The sequence below is a fragment of the Streptomyces sp. NPDC054847 genome (assembly GCF_053610925.1).
On the sequence record NZ_JBSGZJ010000417.1, the window covers coordinates 1 to 6,271 of the forward strand.

Here is a 6,271-nt window from a genome sequence, read left to right on the forward strand (position 1 = left end):
GGTCCCGCCCGGACCGCCGGAAGAGTCCTCGAGGGTCCCGCTGTCCGTGGCGTCGGCCGGCGTGTCCGTGCCGGAGGCGTCCTCGGACGGCTCGGCGGCCGGCGCTTCGCTCTGCCGCGGCAGCGGCAGGATGCCGGGATCGACGCCGGTGTCCGTGCCGTCGTCGACGAGCCCCGCGAGCGGCCCGCACGCGGGCCACGCCTGCGGGCCCTCGGCGGCGAGCACCTTCTCTGCGACCGCTATCTGCTGCGAGCGGCTGGCGAGGTCGGCGCTCGGCGCGTACGCGGTGCCGCCGTACGCGGCCCAGACCTCCTCGGAGAACTGGAGTCCGCCGTAGAAGCCGTTGCCGAAGTCGGCGCTCCAGGCGCCGCCGCTCTCGCACTCCGCGACGCGGTCCCACGTGCTCGCGTCCGCGGCCGAGGCCGAGCCCGCGCCGAGCAGCGGAATGGCGATGGCCGAACCGGTCACCCCTGCCGCGACGATGAGGGCCGGAGCCTGGCGGGGTCGGCGGTGTCGTCCGTTCCCGGAGAGCATGCGGTTGCCTTTCGCGTGACAGCTGGGAAACATGCGGCCTGCTGTTGCGTGCCGAGTCGACGGTGAACGTAGCCGTATTCGAACGCGAGTCACAAGTCGATGCAGCGGAGATCACGTGAAAGTCACAGAATTGACGTGGCGTCAGTTCGTTTCAGGTGTGAACTCAACGGGCAGAGTGCGCAATCCACGCATGATGAGTCCCCCACGCCACCGCAAATCGGCCGGATCTCCCGCAAGCCGCAAGTCAGGCATTCTGCGGAGCAGCGTGGCGAGCGCGGTCTGCCCCTCGAGCCGGGCGAGCGGCGCGCCGAGGCAGTAATGGATGCCGTGCCCGTACCCCAGATGCTGGTTGTCACGCCGGGACAGGTCGAGCGTGTCCGGCGCGTCGAAGCGTTCGGGGTCGCGGTCGGCGGCCGCGAGCACGACGAGGACCGGGTCGCCGGCAGCGATCCGCTGCCCGCCGACGGTGAGCGGTTCGGTGGCGAACCGCCATGTCGCGAGCTCCACCGGGCCGTCGTAGCGCAGCAGTTCCTCGATGCCGGTGGCGAGCAGCTCGCTCTCGCCCGCGGCGAGCGACGCCTGGAGGCGCTCGCGCTGGCCGGGGTTGCGCAGCAGCGCGTACACACCGTTGCCGATGAGGTTCACGGTGGTCTCGAAGCCGGCGAAGAGGAGGATGAAGGCCATCGCCGCGGCCTCGTTCTCGGTGAGATGCTCACCGTGGTCGGACGCCTTGATGAGCCCCGAGATGAGGTCGTCCCCCGGTTCCTCACGCTTACGGTGGATCAACTCCGCGAGGTATCCGCGCATCTTCTTCACCGAGCGGGCGACGCCACCGCGCGGACCGCCCCCGTGGCGGATCATCATTCCCGCCCAGTCACGGAAGTCGTCCTGGTCCTCTCGCGGGACGCCGAGCATGTCGCAGATGGCGTAGATGGGCAGCGGGAAGGCGAACTCGTGGATCAGGTCCGCCTCCCCCTTCGCCGCGAAGGAGTCGATGAGCCGGTCCGTCAGCTCCTGCACCCGCGGCGCGAACTCGGCCACACGGCGCGGGGTGAACGCCTTGGAGACCAGCCGGCGCAGCCGGGTGTGGTCCGGCGGGTCGATGTTCAGCAGATGCGTCATCAGCTCTGCCTTGCGCTCGCCCGGGATGCCCGTCTTCCCCTTGGCGTGCGCCGGTTCGTCGTGATGCGCGGGATTCTTCGAGAGCCGCTGGTCGGCGAGGGCCTGCTTGGCGTCGGCGTACCGGGTGACCAGCCATGCCTCCACTCCGCTGGGCAGCCGGGTCCGGTGCACCGGCGAGTGCTCGCGCAGCCAGGCGTAGGCGGGGTAGGGGTCGTTCGCGAACTCCCAGGTGAAGAGTTCGGGAGCGGCGTTCCGGTCGGTCGGGTCGTTCACCCCTCGACGTTACCGGGGTGGCCCTCCGCCGCGCGGATCGCGTCCCGGTACGCGCGGGCCGCGGCACGCAGCGCGGCCTCGGGGTCGACGCCCGCCGCCTCCGCACGCACGGCGAGGGCGAGCAGCTCGTAGCCGACGCCCTGCCCGGCGGGGAGGGGGACGTCGAGGCCGGCCGTACGGACCCTGGAAGCGAGCTTCGCCGCCAGCGCGAGGCCCGGCTGGCCGAGCGGGACACCGTCGGTCACCGACGCGCGCTGCTTCTCGATCGCCTTGGTGCGCAGCCAGTGCGCCTTGACCTCCTCGGGCGTCGAGGCGGTCTCCTCCCCGAAGACATGGGGATGGCGGTGGATCAGCTTCTCGACGATCGTGCCCGCCACGTCGTCGATCGAGAACGGCTCGTCCTCTTCCCCGGGGCCGCCCTCCTCGGCGATCCGCGCGTGGAAGACGACCTGGAGCAGTACGTCCCCCAGTTCCTCGCGCAGCTCGTCCCGGTCGCCGTCCTCGATGGCCTCGACGAGCTCGTACGCCTCCTCGATGCCGTACTTGGCCAGGCCCTTGTGGGTCTGCTGCGAGGACCAGGGGCACTCGCGGCGGATGCGGTCCATGACCTCGACGAGGTCGAGCAGTCGTGCTCCGGGCAGGTCGTACGCACCGGGCAGCAGCTCCAGGTCCGGCATCGCCACCCGGCCGGACCCGCCGAGGCGGGCGAGACCGTCGGTCAGGGCCGGCTCGCCCTCGCCGGAGGCCAGTACGACGACCGTGCGGCCTCCCGCGCAGGCGTCCACGAGCTCCTGCGCGCTCGGCGCGGCATGCTCCACGGTCACACCGGCCTCACGCAGGTACGACAGCTGCCCGTGGTGCGGGTCCGCGCACAGCACCCGGTCCGCGGCATGCAGCGTCCGCCACGCGGGCCAGGACAGCAGTCCGGGCGCGACGCGGTGGCTGGCGGTGAGCAGGACGATACGGCCGACGGCGGGTGCTTCGGTGGTCACACCCCGAACCTACCTCCCGCCGCGAGGGTCTTTCGTTCGGATCCGGCCTGATCCGAACGAGAGGCCCTACGCGCCCGCCTCGACGGGCTGTGCCTCCCGCGAGACCTGGGTGATCCAGGGCGCCTTGTAGGTCCCGAGCTCCAGCTTCGCGTCGTCCCAGGCGCCGTAGCGGGGGTTCACATCGATGTCGAGGTCCTTCGCGGCGGCGGTGAAGGCCTCGTTCAGCAGCTGCTGGCCCTCGGGGCTGTTCGCCGCGCCGATCGCGGTGGCGATCTTGCCGACCAGGATGTCGCGGCGCACCGCGTTCTCGACCTGGTCGGGGGCGACGCCGCGCTGCTGGAGATACATGGCGGCGAGCTGCTCCTCACCGCCGGACTGCTCCGCGAGCTCGTCCCGCCCGTCCTGAATCTCCTTGCGGCTGACGCTCACCCCGGCGTCCTCCGCGGCCTTCGCGACCACCCGGTCGACGATCAGGTCGTACAGCTTGGCCCGGCCGAGCTGTCCGCTGTCCTTGATCAGCTGCGCGGACTGCGGCGAGGCCTGCTGCGCGTCGCGTACGTCCTGGACCTTCGCCTGGACGGTGGACATCTCGATCCGCTGCCCGCCGACGACGGCGGCGGTCCCGGGGTGCGCGTCGTTGCCGCAGGCGGCGAGGAGCGGCGCGGCGGCGAGGAGCGCGGCGGAGACGGTGAGCGCGGTGCGACGACGGCGGTGCAAAGGGGCCTCCCGGCATGATTGTGCTTCGGTGCACAAGGCCTTGCGGTGATCGATGTTAGGCACTGGGAGTGGCGTGGGCCACTGATTCGCCAAACGATTCGGCGGGAGCCGGGATGCGGGCGTGGCTCCCTCTCCCCCCGCGGCGGTCACCGGCCCGGCGGACGCGCCTCGGCCGACGGTCCGGAACGGGTCCCCCGGTGGCCGCTCTCCGCTCGCTGCCGGGAGCTCTCGCGTACCTCCCCCGACGCTCATCCGGCGTTCACCTTCCGCTCACGCCGGCGTCAGAGGCCGCTCCATCGGCCGCCCGTACCCTCGCCCGGTGACCACGCTCTCTGTCATCGTCCCCTGCTACAACGTCTCCGCGTACATAGCCGATACGGTGGCCGGCCTGGTGAACAACGCCCGGGAAGACTTCGAGTTCATCTTCGTCGAGGACCGCTCGACGGACGACACCTTCGAAGCCCTCACCGCGCTCACCCGACGCCTGCCGAACAGTGCCGTCGTCCGCCACGAGGAGAACCGGGGACTCGCGTCGGCGCGCAACACCGGCATCGACCGGGCCGACGGCCGCCTGATCACCTTCCTCGACGGTGACGACTGGCTCGGGCGAGGTCATCTGGCGGCGCTCGTCGACGTGATCGACCGGCTCGGCGTGGACTTCGTACGCACCGACCATGTGCAGGTGACCGGCTCTCAGCGGACCCTCCAGCGCGCGCCGGAGGGCCGGCGGGACACGCCGCTGGACCCGCGCTCGTCGATCCTGCCGGTCGGCGACTCGAGCATGGTCGATTACCCCTACGCCTGGGCCGGCGTCTACGACGCGTCCCTTCTCGACCGGGGCATGCTGCGGTTCACGGACGGGCTGCGCACCGCGGAGGACCGGCCCTGGATCTGGCAACTGCACCGGCGCGCCGAGTCCTACGCGGTGGCCTCGCTGCACCAGATCTTCTACCGGCGGGGCGTCGCGAGTTCGCTCACCCAGATCGGCGACGTACGGCAGCTGGACTTCGTGAAGGCGTTCGACCAGGTACTGGCCGAACTCGCCGACGACCCGCAGGCGGACCTCCTGATGCCGAAGGCGGTCCGCGGCTACTGCGTCGTCATCGCCCATCAGCTCCGCGACCGGCAGCGCTTCAGCCGTTCCGTCGCCCGTGAGCTCAAGGCCCTCACCGGCGGGGCCCTGCGGCGCATTCCGGGTGCCGAGCTGGAGCGGGCACTCGCCGGGCTCGACGACGAACGGCGCACCATCATCAGAAAGGCCGCCGCATGACCGTCCAGATCTTCTGCGCCGCCACCCAGTACGCGGCGGCCACCGTCACGGCCGCCATCCGCTCCGGCCTGTTCGGTCCGCGGTCGGAGCACCGCCGGATCCTGGTGGTCAGTGACACCTCGGCCGTTCCCGAACTGGGTACACCGCTGGATCGGATGTCCGGTTTCGAGGCGCTGCGCCCCGAGTTCGACGAGGTCCGCTCCTGGAACGCGACGATCCGCCCGCACCACCCGGCCGGCTGGTCCCCCCGGGCCCAGGACGTCCTGCTGTGGGAGAGGAGCCTGCGGCTCGCCTGGGGGCTGGGCGACGACAAGGTCGAGATCGCCTGCGAGTCGATCCAGGCCAATCCGTCGCGGGCGATCGCGGCGATCTTCGCGGACAGTCCGCTCCATGTGTACGCGGACGGGCTGATGAGCTACGGACCCACCCGCAACCAGATTCCGCTGCCGATGAGCAGCCGCATCAGCCGTCTGATCCATCTGGACCTGGTGCCGGGCCTGGGGCCGATGCTGCTGTCCGAGTACGGGGTCGAGCCGGTCGCCGTGCCCGACGCGGAGTTCCGCGCAGTGCTCGCCGAGGTCGGTTCGGCCGCGGAGACCGGTCCCGAGCGTCCCACCGCGCTGGTGCTCGGCCAGTACCTCTCCGCGCTGGAGCTGATCAGCCGGGACGAGGAGGAGGAACTGCACCTCGGCATGATCCGCGGGGCCGCGGCCCTCGGACACCGTGTCATCACCTTCAAGCCGCATCCCAGCGCCCCCGCGGACTCCACGCGCGCCCTGGAGGAGCTCGGGTCCGGGCTCGGCCTCGACCTGCACATCCTGCGGACGCCCGTGCTCGCGGAGACGCTCTACGAACGGGCCCGCCCGGAACTGGTCGTGGGGTGCTTCTCCACCGCGATGATCACGGCTGCGGCCTTCTACGGCATCCCCGCCGCCCGGGTGGGCACCGAACTGCTGCTGGAGCGCATCGCCCCCTACCAGAACAGCAACCGCGTCCCGCTGACCATCGTCGACGCCCTCGTTCCCGACCTGACCGACATCGAACGGGCGGGCAGGCCGGTGGACCTCACCGCCGATGTCGGCGGCCTGGTCCGCGCCGTCGGGTACTGCATGCAGTCCGCGTCCCACCCGGGGCTGCGGGAGGAGGCGGTGTCCTTCCTCTCCGCGCTGCCCGAGGCAAAGCTGACCCGGTACTTCAAGCGGCGCAGGCTGACCAGCCTGGGCCTGCCGGGGGCCACGCCGCCCGTGCGGGGCGAGGCGCTGCGCCGGAACCGGGTGCTGCGCAAGGTGGCGCGCCGGATGCGCTGAGCCGCCCGAGCCGTACATGTCCGTGCCCCCGCGATCAACCCGCTGCTGAAGGTGAT

At 71.4% G+C, this 6,271-nt stretch carries 6 protein-coding genes; 2 read left to right on the forward strand and 4 right to left on the reverse strand.

Annotation, left to right across the window (positions count from 1 at the left end):
• The 4 genes from ACWGH4_RS28890 to ACWGH4_RS28905 form a co-directional block, all read right to left on the reverse strand.
• The coding region (locus ACWGH4_RS28890) for a transglycosylase family protein (RefSeq protein WP_453466106.1) at nucleotides 1–534 on the reverse strand (534 nt) is incomplete at its 3' end.
• Nucleotides 535–675: 141 nt separating this feature from the next.
• Entirely contained in the window at nucleotides 676–1,929 is a 1,254-nt protein-coding gene (locus ACWGH4_RS28895) for a cytochrome P450 family protein (RefSeq protein WP_453466108.1), read from the reverse strand.
• Nucleotides 1,926–2,921: a nucleoside triphosphate pyrophosphohydrolase gene (locus ACWGH4_RS28900; RefSeq protein ID WP_453466110.1), complete on the reverse strand. Its 996-nt coding sequence runs from the start codon at nucleotides 2,919–2,921 to the stop codon at nucleotides 1,926–1,928. Before ACWGH4_RS28900 ends, ACWGH4_RS28895 begins: the two co-directional genes overlap by 4 nt.
• Before the next feature lie 66 nt (nucleotides 2,922–2,987).
• A complete protein-coding gene (locus ACWGH4_RS28905; RefSeq protein ID WP_453466112.1) occupies nucleotides 2,988–3,638 on the reverse strand; it encodes a SurA N-terminal domain-containing protein in 651 nt (216 codons plus the stop codon).
• 319 nt (nucleotides 3,639–3,957) lie between these two features.
• Between ACWGH4_RS28905 and ACWGH4_RS28910 the strand changes: the two genes are divergently transcribed.
• Nucleotides 3,958–4,908 (forward strand): glycosyltransferase family 2 protein, encoded by a 951-nt coding sequence (locus ACWGH4_RS28910; protein WP_453466114.1) that lies wholly within the window; start codon nucleotides 3,958–3,960, stop codon nucleotides 4,906–4,908.
• The gene (locus ACWGH4_RS28915; protein WP_453466116.1) at nucleotides 4,905–6,215 is read left to right on the forward strand and encodes a polysialyltransferase family glycosyltransferase; all 1,311 of its coding nucleotides are present in this window, start codon (nucleotides 4,905–4,907) and stop codon (nucleotides 6,213–6,215) included. Before ACWGH4_RS28910 ends, ACWGH4_RS28915 begins: the two co-directional genes overlap by 4 nt.
• The last annotated feature ends 56 nt before the right edge of the window (nucleotides 6,216–6,271 follow it).

Bases quoted from the DNA above. Each gene is read 5' to 3' on its own strand.
- ACWGH4_RS28915 (WP_453466116.1), top strand. From the start codon at position 4,905: ATGACCGTCCAGATCTTCTGCGCCGCCACCCAGTACGCGGCGGCCACC.